At 37.9% G+C, this 19,688-nt stretch carries 23 protein-coding genes; 18 read left to right on the forward strand and 5 right to left on the reverse strand.

The annotated features are described in order from the left end of the window. Positions 1-67 precede the first annotated feature (67 nt). From QUE18_RS02555 to QUE18_RS02575, 5 genes are read left to right on the forward strand one after another with little or no spacing between them, the layout of a single operon-like run. Positions 68-1,555, forward strand: coding sequence for a HAMP domain-containing sensor histidine kinase (locus tag QUE18_RS02555; protein WP_009204076.1), 1,488 nt, complete (start codon positions 68-70; stop codon positions 1,553-1,555). Position 1,556: 1 nt separating this feature from the next. Beyond that, a complete protein-coding gene (locus QUE18_RS02560) occupies positions 1,557-2,246 on the forward strand; it encodes a response regulator transcription factor (protein WP_008394129.1) in 690 nt (229 codons plus the stop codon). 9 nt (positions 2,247-2,255) lie between these two features. After that, positions 2,256-2,966 (forward strand): RluA family pseudouridine synthase, encoded by a 711-nt coding sequence (locus QUE18_RS02565; RefSeq protein WP_008394130.1) that lies wholly within the window; start codon positions 2,256-2,258, stop codon positions 2,964-2,966. A 20-nt stretch (positions 2,967-2,986) separates the two neighbouring features. Beyond that, positions 2,987-3,781: a phosphoribosylformimino-5-aminoimidazole carboxamide ribotide isomerase gene (gene hisA / locus QUE18_RS02570; RefSeq protein ID WP_008394132.1), complete on the forward strand. Its 795-nt coding sequence runs from the start codon at positions 2,987-2,989 to the stop codon at positions 3,779-3,781. Between the two features lie 50 nt (positions 3,782-3,831). Then, positions 3,832-4,305: a hypothetical protein gene (locus QUE18_RS02575; protein WP_226796891.1), complete on the forward strand. Its 474-nt coding sequence runs from the start codon at positions 3,832-3,834 to the stop codon at positions 4,303-4,305. A gap of 90 nt (positions 4,306-4,395) precedes the next feature. Here the strand turns inward: QUE18_RS02575 and QUE18_RS02580 are convergent, their stop codons facing one another. From QUE18_RS02580 to QUE18_RS02595, 4 genes are all read right to left on the reverse strand, one after another. Continuing rightward, positions 4,396-4,857 (reverse strand): hypothetical protein, encoded by a 462-nt coding sequence (locus tag QUE18_RS02580; protein ID WP_015530705.1) that lies wholly within the window; start codon positions 4,855-4,857, stop codon positions 4,396-4,398. 59 nt (positions 4,858-4,916) lie between these two features. Beyond that, complete coding sequence (locus QUE18_RS02585) at positions 4,917-5,651, reverse strand: lysophospholipid acyltransferase family protein (RefSeq protein ID WP_008394136.1); 735 nt, start codon at positions 5,649-5,651, stop codon at positions 4,917-4,919. A gap of 26 nt (positions 5,652-5,677) precedes the next feature. Beyond that, positions 5,678-7,132: a nicotinate phosphoribosyltransferase gene (locus QUE18_RS02590; RefSeq protein ID WP_009204079.1), complete on the reverse strand. Its 1,455-nt coding sequence runs from the start codon at positions 7,130-7,132 to the stop codon at positions 5,678-5,680. A gap of 96 nt (positions 7,133-7,228) precedes the next feature. Then, positions 7,229-7,489 (reverse strand): HPr family phosphocarrier protein, encoded by a 261-nt coding sequence (locus QUE18_RS02595; protein WP_226796892.1) that lies wholly within the window; start codon positions 7,487-7,489, stop codon positions 7,229-7,231. 73 nt (positions 7,490-7,562) lie between these two features. Between QUE18_RS02595 and QUE18_RS02600 the strand changes: the two genes are divergently transcribed. From QUE18_RS02600 to QUE18_RS02610, 3 genes are all read left to right on the forward strand, one after another. Further along, positions 7,563-8,495, forward strand: a complete 933-nt coding sequence (locus QUE18_RS02600) for a SpoIID/LytB domain-containing protein (RefSeq protein ID WP_040344410.1) — start codon at positions 7,563-7,565, stop codon at positions 8,493-8,495. 40 nt (positions 8,496-8,535) lie between these two features. After that, the gene (locus tag QUE18_RS02605) at positions 8,536-9,222 is read left to right on the forward strand and encodes a M23 family metallopeptidase (RefSeq protein WP_226796893.1); all 687 of its coding nucleotides are present in this window, start codon (positions 8,536-8,538) and stop codon (positions 9,220-9,222) included. Between the two features lie 139 nt (positions 9,223-9,361). Next, positions 9,362-9,637, forward strand: coding sequence for a GIY-YIG nuclease family protein (locus QUE18_RS02610; RefSeq protein WP_008394142.1), 276 nt, complete (start codon positions 9,362-9,364; stop codon positions 9,635-9,637). Here the strand turns inward: QUE18_RS02610 and trhA are convergent. Beyond that, the gene (gene trhA, locus QUE18_RS02615) at positions 9,620-10,264 is read right to left on the reverse strand and encodes a PAQR family membrane homeostasis protein TrhA (RefSeq protein ID WP_040344411.1); all 645 of its coding nucleotides are present in this window, start codon (positions 10,262-10,264) and stop codon (positions 9,620-9,622) included. The two genes, QUE18_RS02610 and trhA, sit on opposite strands and share 18 nt — an antisense overlap. 188 nt (positions 10,265-10,452) lie before the next feature. Here trhA and QUE18_RS02620 point away from each other — a divergent pair, with 188 nt between their 5' ends. From QUE18_RS02620 to QUE18_RS02665, 10 genes are all read left to right on the forward strand, one after another. Further along, the gene (locus QUE18_RS02620) at positions 10,453-11,142 is read left to right on the forward strand and encodes a FadR/GntR family transcriptional regulator (protein ID WP_009204083.1); all 690 of its coding nucleotides are present in this window, start codon (positions 10,453-10,455) and stop codon (positions 11,140-11,142) included. Between the two features lie 256 nt (positions 11,143-11,398). Continuing rightward, positions 11,399-12,187 (forward strand): electron transfer flavoprotein subunit beta/FixA family protein, encoded by a 789-nt coding sequence (locus QUE18_RS02625; protein ID WP_008394146.1) that lies wholly within the window; start codon positions 11,399-11,401, stop codon positions 12,185-12,187. A 15-nt stretch (positions 12,188-12,202) separates the two neighbouring features. Continuing rightward, a complete protein-coding gene (locus QUE18_RS02630; protein WP_009204084.1) occupies positions 12,203-13,396 on the forward strand; it encodes an electron transfer flavoprotein subunit alpha in 1,194 nt (397 codons plus the stop codon). A 5-nt stretch (positions 13,397-13,401) separates the two neighbouring features. After that, entirely contained in the window at positions 13,402-14,805 is a 1,404-nt protein-coding gene (locus tag QUE18_RS02635) for an FAD-binding oxidoreductase (RefSeq protein ID WP_009204085.1), read from the forward strand. 188 nt (positions 14,806-14,993) lie between these two features. Further along, entirely contained in the window at positions 14,994-15,389 is a 396-nt protein-coding gene (locus QUE18_RS02640; RefSeq protein WP_008394150.1) for a Fur family transcriptional regulator, read from the forward strand. A gap of 132 nt (positions 15,390-15,521) precedes the next feature. Then, entirely contained in the window at positions 15,522-16,067 is a 546-nt protein-coding gene (locus tag QUE18_RS02645; protein ID WP_008394151.1) for an NADH peroxidase, read from the forward strand. Between the two features lie 99 nt (positions 16,068-16,166). Further along, positions 16,167-16,622, forward strand: coding sequence for a hypothetical protein (locus QUE18_RS02650; protein ID WP_009204086.1), 456 nt, complete (start codon positions 16,167-16,169; stop codon positions 16,620-16,622). Beyond that, positions 16,600-17,598, forward strand: a complete 999-nt coding sequence (locus QUE18_RS02655) for a hypothetical protein (RefSeq protein WP_009204087.1) — start codon at positions 16,600-16,602, stop codon at positions 17,596-17,598. The genes QUE18_RS02650 and QUE18_RS02655 overlap by 23 nt, the downstream gene beginning before the upstream one ends. Then, positions 17,595-18,473 carry a diadenylate cyclase CdaA gene (gene cdaA / locus QUE18_RS02660; protein ID WP_009204088.1) on the forward strand — a complete coding sequence of 293 codons (879 nt, stop codon included), beginning with the start codon at positions 17,595-17,597 and terminating at the stop codon, positions 18,471-18,473. Before QUE18_RS02655 ends, cdaA begins: the two co-directional genes overlap by 4 nt. After that, on the forward strand, positions 18,451-19,674 hold the full coding sequence (locus QUE18_RS02665; protein WP_008394156.1) for a CdaR family protein: 1,224 nt from the start codon (positions 18,451-18,453) through the stop codon (positions 19,672-19,674). Before cdaA ends, QUE18_RS02665 begins: the two co-directional genes overlap by 23 nt. Positions 19,675-19,688 lie beyond the last annotated feature (14 nt).

The following is a 19,688-nucleotide window of genomic DNA, read 5'->3' on the forward strand; positions in this document are numbered from 1 at the left end:
AAATTCTGGTTTCTTCGTATGACTATGGTATAATAATAGATATTAATACCAAAGGAGAGTTAATGGGATGAAAGCAGTAAATAAAGTTCGGTTGATCTATTTACCAGCGATCGTGCTACCAATCTTTGTGATGATAGTATCGATCGCTGGTTTGAGTATAGGGTATTCAAGAATCAACAAGGCAGACCTCTCAGCAGGGTCTTTTGAACGATTTGTGAATCCATTAAAGACGATGAATACCGAGACACAGGGAAATTTCTTTGAATTAGAAGATCACGTAAAGAAAGATCCACAAATCTTTGACAATGAACAGTATTTAAATGATCTCAATGAACGTTTAAAAGCGAAGGATTCCTATCTGATCGTCCGTAAAAATGGTCAGATCCAATATATAGGGAAGAAAAAAGTATCTGATAAATTAATTCATAAACTTCCATCCTATGGGAATAAAGACAGTGATGCAGACCGTGGCTTTTTTGTCAGCAGACCAGGAAACTATCTTGTAAAACAGCAGGACTTTAAATACAATGATGGCGGACAAGGATCTGTTTTTATCATGACAGATCTTGGAACAGTACTTCCACATTACCGCAATATTATTATTCAGGTATCCTGCGCTGTGATAGGGGTACTGATCTTAACAAGTACCTTTTTATCATGGTTTATGTATCGTGAATTCGTCGGCCCGATCCGTGAATTAAAAGCAGGTGCAGAACGTATCAAGGAAGGAAATCTTGACAACGATGTAGTGATTAACAGTGGTGGAGAAGAGATCAGGGAATTGTGCAATGCATTTAATGAGATGAGGGCAGAATTGAAAGACTCTATCGATGCAAGAATTGTTTATGAGAAGCAAAACAGAGATTTGATCAGTAACATTTCCCATGATTTGAAGACGCCGATCACAGCGATCAAAGGATATGTAGAAGGGATCATGGATGGTGTAGCCGATACACCTGAGAAGATGGATCGTTACATTAAGACGGTCTATAACAAGGCAAATGATATGAATGTATTGATCAATGAATTATCATTATACTCTAAGATCGATTCGAATATCATTCCGTATAATTTTGAGAAGATCAACATCAATTCGTATTTTAAAGACTGTGTCGATGAGATCGGAGCAGACCTTGAGCAAAGAGGCATGATGTTTTCTTATCGCAATTACTGTGCAGCCAATGTCATGGTAACAGCAGATCCGGAACAGCTTAAGAGAGTGATAAACAATATTATCAATAATGCATGCAAATACAATAACAAAGCAAAAGGAAAAGTAGGAATTACGTTAACAGAATATGACCGAAAGGTACAGGTAGCGATCAAGGACAATGGAATCGGAATTTCCAAAGAAGATCTTCCACATATTTTTAGAAGAACCTATCGTGCAGATATGTCGAGAAATTCAGCAGGTGGAAGTGGTCTTGGATTATCTATTTGTAAGAAGATCATCGAAGAACATGGCGGTGAGATCTGGGCAGAGAGTAAGCTGCGTGCTGGAACGACAATATTCTTTACACTAAATAAAGTAATCGATCAGTCAAAGGAGAAATAACATGAGCAAAGTATTAATCGTAGAAGACGAACTTTCAATTGCAGAATTAGAGAAAGATTATCTGGAATTAAGTTCTTTTGAAGTAGAAATCGAAACAGATGGACAACAGGGACTAGAGAAGGCTCTAAAAAATGATTTTGATATGATCATTTTAGATATCATGTTACCTGGAGTTGATGGATTTGAGATCTGTAAGCAGATTCGAGAAGCAAAAGAAATTCCGATCCTTATGGTATCTGCAAGAAAAGAAGATATCGATAAGATTCGAGGGTTAGGACTCGGTGCAGATGATTATATCACAAAGCCATTTAGTCCAAGTGAACTTGTAGCAAGAGTGAAGGCACATCTGAATCGTTATCAGCGTCTTGTAAATAATCAGATGGAAGTCAATGATATCATTGAGATCCGTGGATTGAAGATTGATAAGACTGCAAGACGTGTATACTTAAATGGAGAGGAAAAAGTCTTTACAACGAAAGAATTTGATCTTTTAACATTCCTTGCAGGACATCCAAACAGAGTCTTTACCAAGGAAGAATTATTTAATAAGATCTGGGATATGGAATCTTTAGGAGATATCGCAACCGTTACGGTTCATATCAAGAAGATCAGGGAGAAGATCGAAGTTAACACAGCAAAACCTCAATATATCGAGACAATATGGGGTGTTGGATATCGTTTCAAGATGTAGGAGATTTTTATGAGAAAGAATAAAAAGATAAATATCATATATAAAGATGACCAGATCGTTGTTTGTGAGAAGCCAAAAGGAATCCCCGTTTCCAGTGACAAGACGGGGGACATGGATCTTTTGCATCAGCTTAAAAATCAACTGTTTTTTGAGGAAAATACAGATGGGGAGCCACAGCTTTATTTAGTTCACCGCTTAGACCGTCCAGTTGGCGGGGTAATGGTATTTGCAAGAACCAAGAAGGCAGCTGCATCTCTGACAGAACAGATCAAAGATCATACTTTTGAGAAAGACTATCAGGCAGTATTGACCGGATGGCTGCCTGACGACGAAGGGACATTCAGGGATTATTTATTAAAAGATCCGAAGAATAATGTATCCAAAATTGTCAAAGAAGGAACGCCAGGAGCCAAAGAAGCGATCCTTGACTATGAAGTTATTGATATGATGGAAGATTCCAAGATGAAATACACGTATTGTCTGATCCATTTAGAGACAGGCCGTCACCATCAGATCCGTGTTCAGACATCAAGCAGAGGATTTGGAATCTGGGGAGATACAAAGTATAATCCGATCTATCAAAAGACAAAGAAGAAATACAAAGAGATCGGTCTATTTGCAGCACGAATCGCATTTGAACATCCAACAACAGGTGAGAGAATGGTATTTAAAGCAGATCCAAGTGGAGAAGCATTTGACTTATTAGAGATGACAGAATAAACAGGAGATGATAAGAAAAGATGAGATTTAGACCATGCATTGACATTCACAATGGCAAGATCAAACAGATTGTAGGAGGAAGTCTTCTTGATCAGGGAGATTTTGCAACAGAGAATTTTGTATCCGAAAAAGATGGTACATTTTATGGAAAATTATATAAAGAGAATCATTTGAATGGTGGACATATCATCATGCTGAATGCCAGAGATTCGAAGTACTACGAAGAAGATAAGGTACAGGCATTAAAGGCGTTGAAAGCATTTGAAGGGGGTCTTCAGATCGGTGGAGGGATCACAGATGAGAATGCCAAAGAATTCATTGAATCTGGCGCATCACATGTGATCGTAACATCTTTTGTATTTGCAGGTGGAAAGGTTCATTATGACAGACTGGATGCTCTAAAAGAACAGGTAGGAAGAGAACATCTGGTACTTGACCTTAGTTGTCGAAAGAGAGATGACAAATACTATATCACAACAGACCGCTGGCAGAAGTTTACGGAAGAAGAATTAACCATAGAACTTCTGCACAAACTGGAATCATGGTGTGATGAATATCTGATTCATGGAGTTGATGTAGAAGGAAAAGCACAGGGGATCGATCAGGAACTCGTGCAATTATTAGCTCGATATAATGGCAATAAAGTCACATATGCAGGTGGAGTTAAGAATTTTGACGATCTGGAATTGCTGAAAAACTATGGAAATGATAAGATTGATGTGACGATCGGAAGTGCCTTAGACTTATTTGGTGGAGATATGGAATTTTCGAAAGTCTTAGAATATTGCGATGCAACGATAACAAATCTGAATTAAGTAATACTTTCACATGGAGTGGAAAGAGTATGGAAGGGAGGCTTGAATATATGAAACTATTATATGAAGCCAGCAATTTTACAATACAGGCAAGATGGGTCATTCCATTTGCTGTTTTAGGAATTATAGGAGTTTTACTGCTCTTATGTTCAAAAAAACCATTTTTTAAACTGTTATCTGCAGTGTGTCTTGTAATCTGTGCGATCGCAGCACTTAGATTCTGTTTTGGATATGTGCAGGTGATCCAAGCATATAAGCAAGGAAATTACAAGAGTGTTGAAGGATATGTAGAGAATTTTATACCAGCATCCAGTGGTGGAGAAGATCAGGAAGATATGGAAGAAGAAAGCTTTGATATCAAGGGTGTTCATTTTTCCTATGGTGATAAATTTATTAAGAAGTTTGGTTACCACAGACCATCGACACAGGGTGGATATATCAAGAAAGACGGTCAGTATCTCAAGATTGGTTATATTTCAACGGAAAAAGGATATGTCATCGTTAAGATTCAGGAAAGAAAATAAAAGAATATTTTACAACAAAAAATACCGGAAACTTTCACATGATAAGTTTCCGGTATTTTGCATTTTAGATTCTTATACAATAATAAGAAATTAATTCTTACGCATAAATTCAGCACTCTTCTTAGTAAGTTTTGCACGCAGACCACGTTTTTCAGGTTCAGGTGGTGCAACATTACGAAGATTCTTGATGGATGTGATATAAATACCACTGACAACAGCTTTGATCTCAGCCTTTACAGGAACGTCATCGAAGATTGCCTCATCACACAATAATGGAGTGATCTTTGGTCCAATCTTTGCTTTAACAACTGGTACCTTAGACATCTTAGCACGTTTCGGAATGTTATCAGTTACCATCTTAGGAAATCCAGCTTCCATGATCTTCATTCGCTTCTTATCTATGACAAGCATATTCACTGTCTGTGCCATCTGATCTAACTGCGCACGCTGATCTTCCTGTTTTGCCTGCATCTTTCTACCAACAAAATACAGAACACCAAGAATGATCGCAGCAATTACCGCAATAATAAGGATAACTGTCCATACACTCATATTATCTTCTCCTCCTAATATATACATTTGAATATCTTAACTATTATAGCATTTTTTCCTTAACTTGTCTTATGTTTTTTTCGCATTTCGATAATTTCTTCACGAATTGTAGCACCGAGATGCTTTTTCTCAGCTCTTTCAAGCTGATCAGGATAGATTGGCTGTCCAAAAGTAATATGAACAGTCGTTGGTTTTACCTGAAAACGTCTGTTATTCTCTAAGATATCAGCAGTACCTGAAATTGCCATCGGAATTACAGGAACACCAGCTTTCAGAGCAGGACGTAAACTTCCTTCTTTGAACTCATGAGGATCTTCATCCTGACTTCTGGTACCTTCTGGGAAGATCGCAATGGAAAAACCATCTTTCAAAAGTTTTGTACCTTCATTCATGGTAGCAAGTCCAGCTTTGATATTCTTACGATCTAAAAACAGGCAGTTGATAAAACGCATCCAGTGGGATAGACAAGGAATCTTTTCCATTTCTTTCTTGGCAAAAAATCCCATTCCACGTTCAGTAGCAACGTAGCTGCATAAAATATCATAATAACTGCTATGATTTCCAACATATAAAACAGCACCATCTTCTGGTATGTTTTCCTGACCATCAACAATTAATTTTGTACCAGCCATAGCAAGACAGATCTTAAAAGATCGTAAGATCATGCGTTGTGCTATGGATGAACGTTTATGAGCTTTTCCAGTTTTGTTCCAATGATCAAACAATGGATAGAGCGGTGCGGTTAATGTCAGGAAAAAGAACAGATAAATAATATCTGCAAAAAAACGAATCATGATCGTTCTCCCTTCTATAAATGATTTTATTTTTTGTGATTTGCATCAAGCAATTCATTCTTTAATTTGTAAAGAGGCATGGAAAGATCGACATAGACTTCCTGTGGATTCACAAGACGTCTGCTCTCATCCCATAATGTGTTTAGTTCATCCTTACAATAGGAACGGATGTCCATAACAGAAGGACTCTTGTAAACACATTGACCTTTGATAAAGATTGGAACTAAAAGTTCACGCATTGTATAAGTACCACCAGCAAGTGTAGACTTCTTCCAAGTAGCCTGAGGATCAAAGATTGTCAGATCGTCAGATTCATCATAATGTTCCCCGACAAGACAGATCAGATCACCACGGATCTTTCCATCTTCCTTTCCGTAGATACGATAAATCGTTTTATTTCCAGGATTTGTGATCTTTGCAGGATTCTCAGAAATCTTGATCTTAGCAGTAAATTCATCAGCACCTTTTGGTTTAGAGGCAGCAAGTTTATAGACACCTCCAAATGCAGGACAATCTGCAGAAGTGATCAGTTTTGTACCAACACCCCATGAAGTGATCGGTGCACCCTGAGATTTTAAGCTTGTGATCAGATTCTCATCAAGGTCTCCAGAAGCAGCGATCACTGCATCAGGAAAACCTGCTTCATCAAGCATGATACGGGCTTTCTTTGTAAGATAAGCAAGATCCCCACTGTCTAAACGGATTCCATAGTGCTTTGGCATATGACCTTCTGCTCTTAATTCTTCAAATACACGGATCGCATTTGGAACACCAGAACGAAGAGTGTCATAAGTGTCAACAAGTAAAGTGCAGGAATCTGGATAAAGATCTGCATAAGCACGGAAAGCATGATATTCGTCATCAAAACTCATGATCCAGCTGTGTGCATGAGTTCCAAGGATCGGAATATCAAAACATTTACCAGCAAGTACATTCGAAGTACCATCACAACCACCGATCACGGCAGCACGGGCACCATAAGTACCAGCATCAGGTCCCTGAGCACGTCGAAGTCCGAATTCCATAACACCACTTCCACCAGCAGCATAAACTACACGAGAAGCCTTCGTAGCGATCAGACTTTGATGATTGATGATATTAAGGAGCGCAGTTTCTACAAGCTGTGCCTCCATGATAGGTGCTTTAACTTTCAGAAGCGGTTCTCTTGGGAATACAACAGTTCCTTCCGCGATCGCATAAATATCTCCTGTAAAATGATATCCAGCAAGATATTCCAGAAAATCTTCATCAAAAATCCCTTGATTACGAAGATAATCAATATCATCATATGAAAAAGATAAGTTTTTGATATAATCAATGACCTGATCGAGTCCGCAAGTGATCGCATAGCCACTTCCAGAAGGATTATCACGGTAAAAAACATCAAAAACTACAGTTTCATCATTCCCTGTTTTAAAATATCCTTGCATCATGGTTAATTCATAAAGATCTGTGAGCAAGGTAAGATGATTTATATCCATTGAATACTCCTTTTCAACATAAAAATAGAAGGGTCAGGATAAGCTGCCCTATAACAACTTCAGTATAACATAATCTGACAAAAACGAACAGTATTCTTATAAAAGTTGTGAAGTGACGATTTCCTTTAATTTCTCCATTGTTTCATCCTCGTCAGATCCAGAAACGATCAGATTTACTTTATCATTGTAGGAGATACAAGCAGACATTAGATGGATCGCATTGGATACATCGATTTCTCCTCCATCATATTCTAGTGTAACACAAGAAGCACTTTTACATGCGATACTTGCAAGAGCAGCTACAGGCTGTGCGTGAAGTCCACGGTCAGATGTAATTGTAAAATCATATCTTTTCATAAAATATAAGAGTCCTTTCATATTTTTTTCTATTGTAACATAAAATAGTAAGACGGACAAAAGGAGGATTGGAATGAGGTACAAAATGACATATATATTATTTTTATTTTTTTTGTTAACAACGATTCCATATATTATTACGATATATATCAATAAAGAAAACAAGAAAAATATTTCGTTTGAAAACTATGACAGTGGATATAAAATACAAGACAAGGACCAAGATATTGATTTGGAAAGTTACCTTTTAAAAATCCTCCCAGGACAGATTTCCATGGATCAAGAAGAAGAAACAATCAAATGTCAGGCTGTGATCTTAAGGACAGATCTGATCCGGAAAATGGGCAGATCAAAGAAGATAAAGATGGAAAGCATACCATATCAGGTGTACAAAGACGAACAATATAAAAGTAAACTGGGTGATCGTGCCTATGAGATCATGGATCAGAAACGAAAAAAAGCAGTCAAAGAAACAATCGGAAAGGTGATCACATACAAAGGAGCATTGATCGAACCATATTTTCATGCAGTGAGTGTGGGGATGACATTAGATGCAAGTGAATGGTTCGGGAAAAAGATTCCTTATCTAAGACAGAAAGAAAGTTTAAGTGATATTGAATCCAAAGATTATATGTCAATTAAGACAATTTCATATCAAAGGATGCAGATTATACTAGAAGAACACATGAAAAAGAAAATCACCATACAACAATTACAAAAAAATCTGAGACTTTTAACGGTAACAAAGAATGGATATGTCAAACAGATCAAGGCCGGATCATATATCATTTCCGGAGAAGATTTTGCAAGATGGCTGCAACTGGCATCCAATAATTTTTATTTTGAACAATATAAAGGAAATTTAAGGATCATCTGTCTCGGAAAGGGAAATGGATTAGGACTAAGCCAGTATGGTGCAGATCAGATGGCAAAGCAAGGAAAAACCTATCAAAAAATATTAAAATATTACTATCCAAAAACAATGATTCAAAAACTATATGAATAAACAGATGGAAATGGGCAAAACTATGTTTGAGGTGATGAAAATGAGAAAAAATAACAAACAAAACCCATTTCCGCTGCGCAAATACTATGGGGCAATGATCATAGGATTCGTATTCTTTCTTGGAATCATGGCGTACTACAGTGCTACATTCCGCCAGAGGAGAGATCAGGCAAAACAGGAAGTCAGCCTGGAAGAAGAATCGATTGGAGCTAATAACAGCGCAACACAGGAAAAAACAAAAACAACAACGCAAGACAAGAAAGAAACAGAGACAACGGCACAAATGAAACGTACCATGAGTGAAAGTGTTACGTATAATGGTACATCCAAACTGACATGGCCGATCAAAGGCAATATCATTCTTCCATACAGTGTAAATTCAACCATCTATTTTGAATCTCTTGACCAGTACCGTATCAACAAAGGAATCCTGATCGAAGCAAAAGAAGGAGACGAAGTGAAGGCAGTACGTAAGGCAAAGGTAAGAGAAATTAAAAAATCAGCAGAATATGGACAAACGGTATTGATGGATCTTGGAAATGAATATACCGTATTATACGGACAGCTTAAAGATATCAGAGTAAAAGAAGGAACAATGGTCAATGCAGGAGAAGTTATTGCAAAAGTCGCAGAGCCGACAAGTTATTACACATTAGAAGGAACGAATCTCTATTTTCAGATGGAAAAAGATAAAAAAAGTGTAGACCCTTTAAAATATCTGGAATAAAATAAAGTGAGAAAATAACAGCCATAACATATCTGGTTGATGTAGAGGAAAGGCGGTCAGAGAACATCTGACAGCCTTTCTTCAAAGAAAATGAAGATCAGGGCTGGATCAATATACAGATAGACAGAGGATAAGACAGATGAAGAATGTAACGTACATATTAAAATGCAGTGATAACAGTTTATACACAGGATGGACTAACGATATCAAACATCGCCTGAAGATGCATAATGAAGGAAAAGGTGCAAAATATACAAGAGGACGAGGACCAGTAGAACTTGTGTATCTTGAAGAATTTGATACAAAGCAGGAAGCAATGAGTAAAGAAGCAAAGATTAAACGTCTTACCAGAAAGGAAAAACTCCTGTTAATAGAAAACTACCAACAGGAGCAAAAATTAAATCTGGAACATTAAGATCATATGGCATAAACTTCCACCCATAACAAACAGATGAAAGATCTCATGCAGACCAAAATTCTTCCAGTGATTTTCGAACCAAGGAATCTTTAGTGCATAGATCACACCACCAACTGTATAAATGATACCGCCAGCAAGCAGCCATCCAAAAGATGTCTTGGATAAACTATGGATGATCGGTGCGATCGCAACGATACAAAGCCATCCCATTGCGATATACATGACAGAAGATACCCACTTCGGACAAGTTACCCAGAACATCTTAAATACGATACCAAGGATCGCTATGATCCAGATTACGGATAAAAGTCCATATCCAAGCGTGCTGCCAAGAACGATCGTACAGATCGGTGTGTAAGAACCAGCGATCAGAACAAAGATCATTGCATGGTCAAGTTTCTTTAACTTCTTATTGATCGTTGGTGAAATATTAAAAGAGTGATAAGCAGTACTTGCACCATAAAGACCAATCATACTTATAGTAAATATGATCAAAGAGATAATGCGTACATAATCACCGCTTAAAAAGCTCTTGATGATCAATGGAATGGAAACGATCGCGGCCAGGATCATTCCGATCAAATGGGTAATTGCACTTCCTGGATCTTTTAATTTATGTTTCATGGTAAAACCTCCAATCATTCTAGTGTTATAAAATTCAATACATAGTATTAAAAACCACATCTAACTTTCTTACATACTACAACTATTCAAAGGATATTGCAAGGGGTTTTCAAAAAAAAGTGAATCTGGTATAATGTTACCTATTATGTGATTAAGAAAAAAAGTAATAGACAGAATGGAATGTTAATATGGAAAAAACAAAGAAAGCCTATGAGATTGTCATAGATAGTATCAAAGAGCAGATCATGAATCAGGAACTTGTTCTTGGACAAGGACTTCCACCAGAGAGAGAGATCTCAGAGAAGATTGGAGTCAGCAGGAATTCCGTTCGTGAAGCGTTGAAGATCTTAACTGTCATGGGAGTGGTCTCAAGTAGACAAGGAGCAGGAAATTATATATCAGGAAATTTTAAGGGATATATGGTAGATGCCCTTTCTATGATGTTTATGCTTGATAAGCTTGATTATGATCAGATCAACCAGATCCGTATCGGACTGGAGATGCAGGCATATGCACTTGCAGTGAAGAATGCAGAGACAAAAGACATCATAGAATTACAAGAATATGTGAATGCATTAGATCAGAGTACAGATAACGACGAGAAGACAATGTATGATAAGAAGATCCATTATGCGATCGCGAAAGCATCAGGCAATGTTCTGATCGTGAATATCTTAGATGCATTATCTGAAGTGATGGATATCTTCATTTTTGAAATGCGTCGAGAAATCTTAAGAACTGAGAAGCGAAAAGGAATGTTACAGGAAGCACATAAGCAGATTGTCGAATGTTTATTAAAGAGAGATGTGGTCAATGGACAGAAAGCATTGATGAAACATTTCGAGATGATTGATAACATTATTCACAAAGAACTTTAAGGAAAGAGCCATTTTGGCTCTTCTTTTTTATGCAAGATTAACAAAAAAAAGAAAAATGTCAAATAGTACTTTACAAAAGTAGACAATGTATATATAATAAAAACATAAATTGGTAGTACCAATAAGACAAAAACAGATAAAAACAATGGATGCGGAAAACATCCAAATTTTTTTCAAACAAAATTGGTAGTACCAATTCAGAGCGGAAGAGCTTAAGATAAAGGATAGAAAGTCTTAGGAATGAGGAGGAATAGCAATGGACATTTTAGTATGTATCAAACAGGTACCGGCATCTAATAAAGTGGAAGTTGATCCAGTAACCGGTGTGCTGTTAAGAAACGGAGCCGATTCAAAGATGAATCCATATGATCTGTATGCGTTAGAGACAGCGCTTAAGATCAGAGAAGAAGTAGGTGGAACGATCAGTGTCATCAGTATGGGACCACCACAGGCAATGACAGTGATCAGAGAAGCATTTGCCATGGGAGTTGACCGTGGAGCATTATTATCAGACCGAAGATTTGGTGGAGCCGATGTACTGGCAACAAGTTATACGATCGCACAGGGAATCAAGAAGATGGGAGATTTTGACCTGATCCTATGTGGAAAACAGACAACTGATGGTGACACAGCACAGGTTGGTTCCGAAGTATCTGAATGGTTAAATATCCCAAGTGTATCAAATGTAAAGAAGATATCTAAAGTAGAATCCGATGCGATCACGATCGAGATGGATCTGCCGGAAGAACTGGAGATTGCTAAAGTCCAGTATCCATGTTTGTTATCCGTAGATAAAGACATTTTCCAGCCAAGACTTCCATCCTATGTAAAGAAGATGGATACCGCAGACCGTGAAATTGAAGTATATTCCTTAGATGATATGGAAGACAAAGACGAAACACATTATGGATTAAATGGTTCACCAACACAGGTAAAACGAATTTTCCCTCCAACAGCGAATGACCATCATGAAGTATGGGACGGAGACGGAAGTGAAGTCGCAGACAAATTATTCCATATGATCACAGATATGAAATTTATCTAAAAGGGGGAAATGAGAATGCCAAAATTAGTAATACATCAGGAAAAAGTAGAAGATCCACAGGTTCTGGTTGATATTTGTCCATTCGGTGCGATGGAAGAAAAAGACGGAAAACTTTCTATCAATGCCGCATGTAAGATGTGCAAATTATGTGTGAAGAAAGGACCAGCTGGAGCAGTAGAATATGTAGAAGATGAGAAAAAAGAAGAAATTGATAAGAGTCAGTGGAACGGAATCGCTGTTTATGTCGATCATGTTGATGGAGAAATTCATCCAGTAACATACGAATTGATCGGAAAAGCACGAGAGCTGGCAAGTAAGATCAATCATCCAGTATATGCTTTATTTATGGGAAATAACATTTCAGATAAGGCAGAAGAATTATTACACTACGGAGTTGATAAAGTATTTGTTTACGACTTCCCAGAGTTAGCAAGATTCAAAATAGAATCTTATACATCTGTATTTGAAGATTTCATCAAGAAACATCAGCCATGTGCGATCCTGACAGGAGCAACAACAGTCGGAAGACAGTTGGCACCAAGGGTAGCTGCAAGAATGAAGACAGGATTAACAGCAGACTGTACGATTCTTGAGATGGATGAGAATACAGACCTTTCTCAGATCAGACCAGCATTTGGTGGAAACATCATGGCACATATCTTAACACCAAATAACCGTCCACAGATGGCAACGGTAAGATACAAAGTCATGAATGCACCAGAAAGAACAGAAGAAACACATGGAGAAATCATTTCATGTGCGATCGATAAAGAAAAGATCAAAGCACATGTGGATGTATTAGATATTGTAAAGAAAGAGCCAGAGAAGTTTATCGAATCTGCCGATGTTTTAGTCGTTGCAGGACGAGGAATCAAGAAAGAAGAAGACCTTGCAATGATCAGAGAATTAGCAGAACTGTTAGACGGACAGGTAGCCTGCACAAGACCACTTGCAGAAGCAGGATGGGTAGAAGCAAAATGTCAGGTAGGATTAAGTGGAAGAACCGTACGCCCGAAACTGATCATTACCTGTGGTGTATCAGGAGCCATTCAGTTTGTAGCTGGAATGGATCACTCTGACTGCATCGTATCCATTAATTCCGATGAAAAAGCACCGATCTTTAAGACAGCACATTATTGTCTGGTAGGAGATGTCTACGATATCGTACCAAAACTGATCGAGAAGATTAAAGCTGCGAAAGGGGCGTAAGAGATATGAGTTATAAGAAATTTGATCAAGCTGATTTAGAAGTTATCAAAAATATCATAAAAGACGATGAAAGAATTTTATATGCAGAAAATATCAACGAAGAATACAGTCATGATGAATTAGGAGGAGCACAAAGCTACCCAGATGTTGTAGTAAAAGCGACTTCTGCAGAAGAAATCTCTGAGATCATGAAATATGCATATGAAAATAATATTCCGGTCACACCAAGAGGAGCTGGAACCGGTCTGGTAGGATCTTCCGTAGCGATCGAACACGGGATCATGATCGATTCAAGCCTCATGAATCATATATTAGAACTTGATGAAGAAAACTTAACGATCACCGTAGAACCAGGAGTTTTATTAATGGAACTTGCTGCCTACGTGGAAGATCATGATTTCTTCTACCCACCAGATCCAGGAGAGAAATCCGCAACGATCGGTGGAAATATCAGTACAAATGCCGGTGGTATGCGTGCTGTAAAATATGGCGTGACCAGAGATTATGTCAGAGGTCTTGAAGTTGTCCTTCCAAATGGAAAGATCGTGGAATTTGGAGGAAAGGTTGTAAAAAACAGTTCCGGATATTCCTTAAAAGACCTGATGATCGGTTCCGAAGGAACCTTAGGCTTTATCACAAAAGCCACATTAAAATTACTCCCTCTGCCTAAAAAGGCAATTAGTTTACTGATACCATTTAAAACCTTAAAAGAAGCAATTGACACAGTACCTCTCATTATCAAGTCCAAAGCAATCCCAACTGCCATTGAGTTTATGCAGAGGGAGGTCATCATTGATGCAGAAGAGTACCTAGGTAAAAAATTCCCAGATTCCCAATCCGATGCGTACCTTCTGCTCAAATTTGACGGCAATTCAACAGAAGAGATTGAAGCAGATTATGATAAAGTTGCAAAACTTTGTTTAGAGGCAGGAGCACTTGACGTACTGATCTCAGATACAGAAGAAAGAGAAGAATCTATCTGGAAAGCCAGAGGAGCCTTCCTTGAAGCAATCAAAGGATCTACAACTGATATGGATGAAGTAGACATGGTCGTACCAAGAAATAAAGTCAATGAAATGGTAGAATATCTTCATAACTTACATAATGAAGTAGATATACGTATCAAGAGTTTCGGACATGCTGGAGATGGAAACCTTCATTCTTATATCTTAAAAGATGACTTAAGTCAGGAAGAATTTGAAAAACGAATGGCAGAAGCAATGGAGAAGATCTACGAGAAAGCTGCACAGTTAGGTGGAAAAGTATCCGGAGAACATGGAATCGGATTTGCGAAGAAGCCATATTTGAGAGAATCTCTTGATCTAGAAACAATTGAGTTAATGAGTGGAATTAAGAAAGCATTTGATCCAAAGAATATCTTGAATCCACATAAAGTATTCCAGAGCTAAAACTGACACTTTGGTTATACTCCCTAAGTTTTAAAAATGCACAAAGCAGACAGGAAATCAAATACCTGTCTGCTTTGTGTATATAAATTTATACAATTTTCTTCGAAATGGTTGACATAATGTATAAAAATATATATACTAAAAACAGTAACAGTTATTATTTGAATTAAAGAGGAAAGGAAGAGGTTATGCAGCCAGCAACGAAAAAAAGCAAGCAAAGAGATGCCATCATAAAGTTTTTAATGACTCGCAAAGACCATCCAACTGCCGATATGGTATATATGAATATCAAAGAAGAGTTTCCTAAGATCAGTCTTGGAACAGTCTATCGAAATCTTGCATTATTAAGTGAGCGAGGGGAAATACTAAAGCTATCTTACGAAGGAGGAGCAGACCATTACGATGCATGCACCGATCCACACTATCATTTTGTGTGTCAGGAATGTGGAGCAGTCATCGATTTGGAGATGGCACCGATCGATGAGAAGTTAAATGAGATCGCAAGTGAGAACTTTCCTGGAAAGATTACACAGAATATTGTTTATTTTAAAGGAATCTGCAAAAATTGTTTAAAAAATCATTGACAAAAGTAAAATGTGATGGTAATATAAAGACAAGTTAAAAATAGTAATCATTACTGTTTTAAACAAAAGATACTAAGCCGAAAGGCAAAGCAACATAAATGATCATATAAAGTATAAAGGAGAACAAGAATTATGAAGAAATGGATTTGTACAGTATGCGGATATGTACACGAAGGAGAACAGCCACCAGAGAAATGTCCACAGTGTGGAGTACCAGCAGATAAATTCAAAGAGCAGGTAGAAGGAGAAAAAGAATGGGCAGCAGAACACGTAGTAGGTGTTGCCAAAGGTGTCAGCGAAGATATCTTAGCTGATCTAAGAGCAAATTTCGAAGGAGAATGTTCTGAAGTAGGAATGTACCTTGCAATGGCAAGAGTAGCTCACAGAGAAGGATATCCAGAGATCGGATTATACTGGGAGAAAGCAGCATACGAAGAAGCAGAACATGCAGCAAAATTTGCTGAGTTATTAGGTGAAGTTGTAACAGACAGCACAAAGAAGAACTTAGAGATGCGTGTAGATGCAGAACATGGAGCAACAGAAGGTAAATTTGACCTTGCAAAACGTGCGAAAGCAGCAAACTTAGATGCAATCCATGATACAGTTCATGAGATGGCAAGAGACGAAGCACGTCATGGTAAAGCATTTGAAGGATTATTAAAGAGATACTTCGGATAAGAAGAATTGATTTAGGAGGTATGAGTTTTCATACCTCCTTTTTTTTTGCTATATTCCATGCTATAATAAAAATAAGACTGAAAAAGCAGGTGAAAGCATATGATTTCAGAAGAGAAAGTAAAGATTATGGCTAAGATGGCCAAGTATGAGAAGAATTATGGAAAAGGTGATTTCCGTATTTACAAATATACCAAGAAAGATTATGTCAGATCGGAGAAGATCAAGACAAGCATTGCCTTGTTGATCTCATTTCTGATCATGACAGGATTGTTGTGTATCATGCAGTTAGATATTGTGATCATGAAGCTGAGAGAAGGTAAAGTTATAGTATCTGCGGCTGTGATCATAGGAATTTATGTTGCGGTATTTTTTGTCTACCTGCATTTTACGAAGATGCGAGCATCCAGGCAGTATGATGAGGTAAGGGCAAGGGTACTGATCTATGACAAGCATTTAGAAGAACTAGAAACATTATATAAAGAAAAAGAGAATGAAGACATTAGTCCAACGATAGTCGAGGAGGAAGACGAAGATGGAAAAATTATTGATATATAGAGAACGATTTTTGAAATTCCTCACGGCGAGAGGAAGATATATTCAATCAGGGATGAGATTCCTTGGAGGAACTGTTTTATTTTATGTATTAGGGAAATTGTTTGGATATACAGAGACCTTTTCACAGCCATTTTTTATCTTTATGATGGGAGTGATCAGTGTCTTTATTCCAATATCAGCATTATCACTGATCTTTTATGTCGTTATATTCTTAGAGTTACTTCATGTATCGTTAGAAGTGACATTATTTTTTGCACTGGTAGTTGTATTATATTTTCTTGTATATCAGAGAGTTTTTCCAGAGACAAGGATTTATCTGATGATGGTGCCAATCTTCTTTTATTTTCAACTACCTGCATGTTTACCAATCTTTGCTGGGATGTTTTGTGGAATTGCAGGACTTCCAGCGATCTTAATGGGAACAGTGATCTATTATCTGTCCAATATCCTTCAGCAGACAATGAACCAGCTGGCATCAGGATCAGCACATGGGAAGGTCTACAGTCTGATCGCGGCAAGAGCGATCGACAATAAGGATCTGCTTTTGTATTTTGTGGTATTCTGTCTGGTGACAGCACTCGTAACAGCAATTCGCAAGCGGGGAGTAGCGCATGGATGGAATATTTCAATCCTTGCAGGAGGAGTTGTATATCTGATCTGCATGTTCATAGGAGGATATCTGGTTAACAATGAGATCAATATCACATCACAGATCGGAACGATCATAGGAAGCATTGCGATTGCCCTGATCATACAGTTTTTATACAATGTGATCGACTATACCAGAGAAGAAACATTTGAATTTGAAGATGAAGAATATTATTATTATGTAAGAGCGATACCGAAAGTGACTGTGGAAGAAGAAGAATTTAATGTTACACAGATCACGGTACCATCACATAGATTTAGTTTAAAAAGAAAAGAACATAAACAAGAACATAAAGAACAGGACAAAGAAAAGGGAGAGGAAATTTGAGTAAATTTTTTGATGGACTTGAAAAATATATATATTGGACATCGATTCCGAAGATCGGTCTGAATGACATTGTAGATATTCTGATCGTCAGTGTTATGATCTATCTGATCGTCAAATGGATCAAAACAACAAGAGCCTGGGTATTATTAAAAGGGATCATTATCTTGCTTTGTATTGCATTTGCGGCATATTTACTGCAATTACATACAGTTTCATGGATTCTTTCCAATACAATGAGTGTGGGAATCACAGCGATTTTGATCGTCTTCCAGCCAGAACTCCGAAGCGCATTGGAACAGCTTGGAAGAAAGAACTGGGTGACTGATATTTTCTCTACAGATAGCCGTCAGGAAGAACTGGAATATACAGCAAGAACTCTGCAAGAGATATCAAGAGCAGCGATTGAGATGGGAAAGGTAAAGACAGGAGCACTGATCGTACTGCAAAGAGAAGTAGCACTTGGAGAGTATGAGCGTACAGGAATTCCAATTGATGCGAAGGTCAGCAGCCAGCTTCTGATCAATATCTTTGAACACAATACACCACTCCATGATGGCGCGGTGATCATTCACAACAACAGGATCGTGTCAGCAACTTGCTATCTTCCATTAAGCGATAGTGTAGAGATTGGAAAGGAAATGGGTACCAGACACAGAGCAGCAGTAGGGATCAGTGAAGTTTCAGACAGTATCACTGTGATCGTATCCGAAGAAACTGGTGGCATTTCTATCGCAAGGGATGGAAAGATCATCAGACATCTGGATCCACAGAGATTGAGAGATGAACTGGCTGTCCTGAGAGAAGAAAAAGGACAGAATAAGAAATTCAAACTATGGAAGGGGCGGAATCGAAATGAAAAAAAGAATGGAAAGTGATCTGCTTTTAAAAATAATTTCTGTTGTTTTTGCCTTTCTACTTTGGATGTTTGTTATCAACACCGATAACCCGGTCATCAAGAAGACTTTCAGCGATGTACCGGTTGATATGCTGAATGAACAGGTTTTAGACGATCTTAATCAGACTTATAAGATTGAATCTGGAGATACCGTAAGCTTTACTGTGAAGGGAAAGAAAGATGTTGTAGATCGTTTGACGAAGTCAGATTTCCGCGCAACGGCAGATGTATCTTCTATGTCAGATGTTCATGCGATCCAGATCGAAGTTGAGGCTTTACGATACAAGAGTCAGTTAGATATCGATACAGGTGGTGCAACAGTCAAAGTCGTATTGGAAGATGTGAAGAGTGACCAGATACCAGTCAATGTTGTGGTGAAAGGAACACCAGCGAGTGGATATACGGTAAGCACGCAGACAGCAACGCCGAATCTGATCTCTGTATCTGGGCCAAAGAGTGTGGTAAGCAGGATCAAACAGATCGTAGCGAAAGTAGATGTATCCGGATTGAAGAAAGATGTAACAATGGCTCAGAATGTCAAGTGTTATGATGAAGACGGAGATGAAGTAAGTCAGGACCGCATCAAACTTGATACGACCAAGATTAAAGTAAAGATTGGATTATCAAGAACGAAGACAATACCATTTACAGTGGAAACAAAAGGAACGCCGGGCAAGGGATATGTACTTGGAAGCATTGATTATGAACCAAAACATATAGAAATTACTGGAGCTGAAGATGATCTGGAGAAGATCAGCAGTATCAAACTGGCGAATTTAGATATCAGTGACAGTACAAAGAGTATTGAAAAAACGATCAAAGCGTCCGATATTAAACTGCCAGATGGTATTACATTTGTAAAATCTGTAGATAAGATCAAGAATATCGTGATCCGTGCGAACATCGAGAAGAAGACGAAACGAACATTGACGATTCCGACAGAACAGATCGCATTGATCAATAATACGAAGAATTATGATGTCAAATTTGATGACTCAGAGTTAAAGGTGAAGATCAGCGGATTGCGCTCTGTAGTAGATAAAGTTGTAGTGAAGGATTTAAATCCAAAGATTGACATGCAGCTGTACGAACCAGGGACGCATACGGTACAGGTTCAGCTGACAAAGATCAAGAATATGTCGATTGAGAAGAACGTCAGTGCAAAGATTACGGTAGAATAAAATATAAGGAGAGA

The organism is Anaerostipes hadrus ATCC 29173 = JCM 17467 (assembly GCF_030296915.1).
Classification (GTDB): domain Bacteria; phylum Bacillota; class Clostridia; order Lachnospirales; family Lachnospiraceae; genus Anaerostipes; species Anaerostipes hadrus.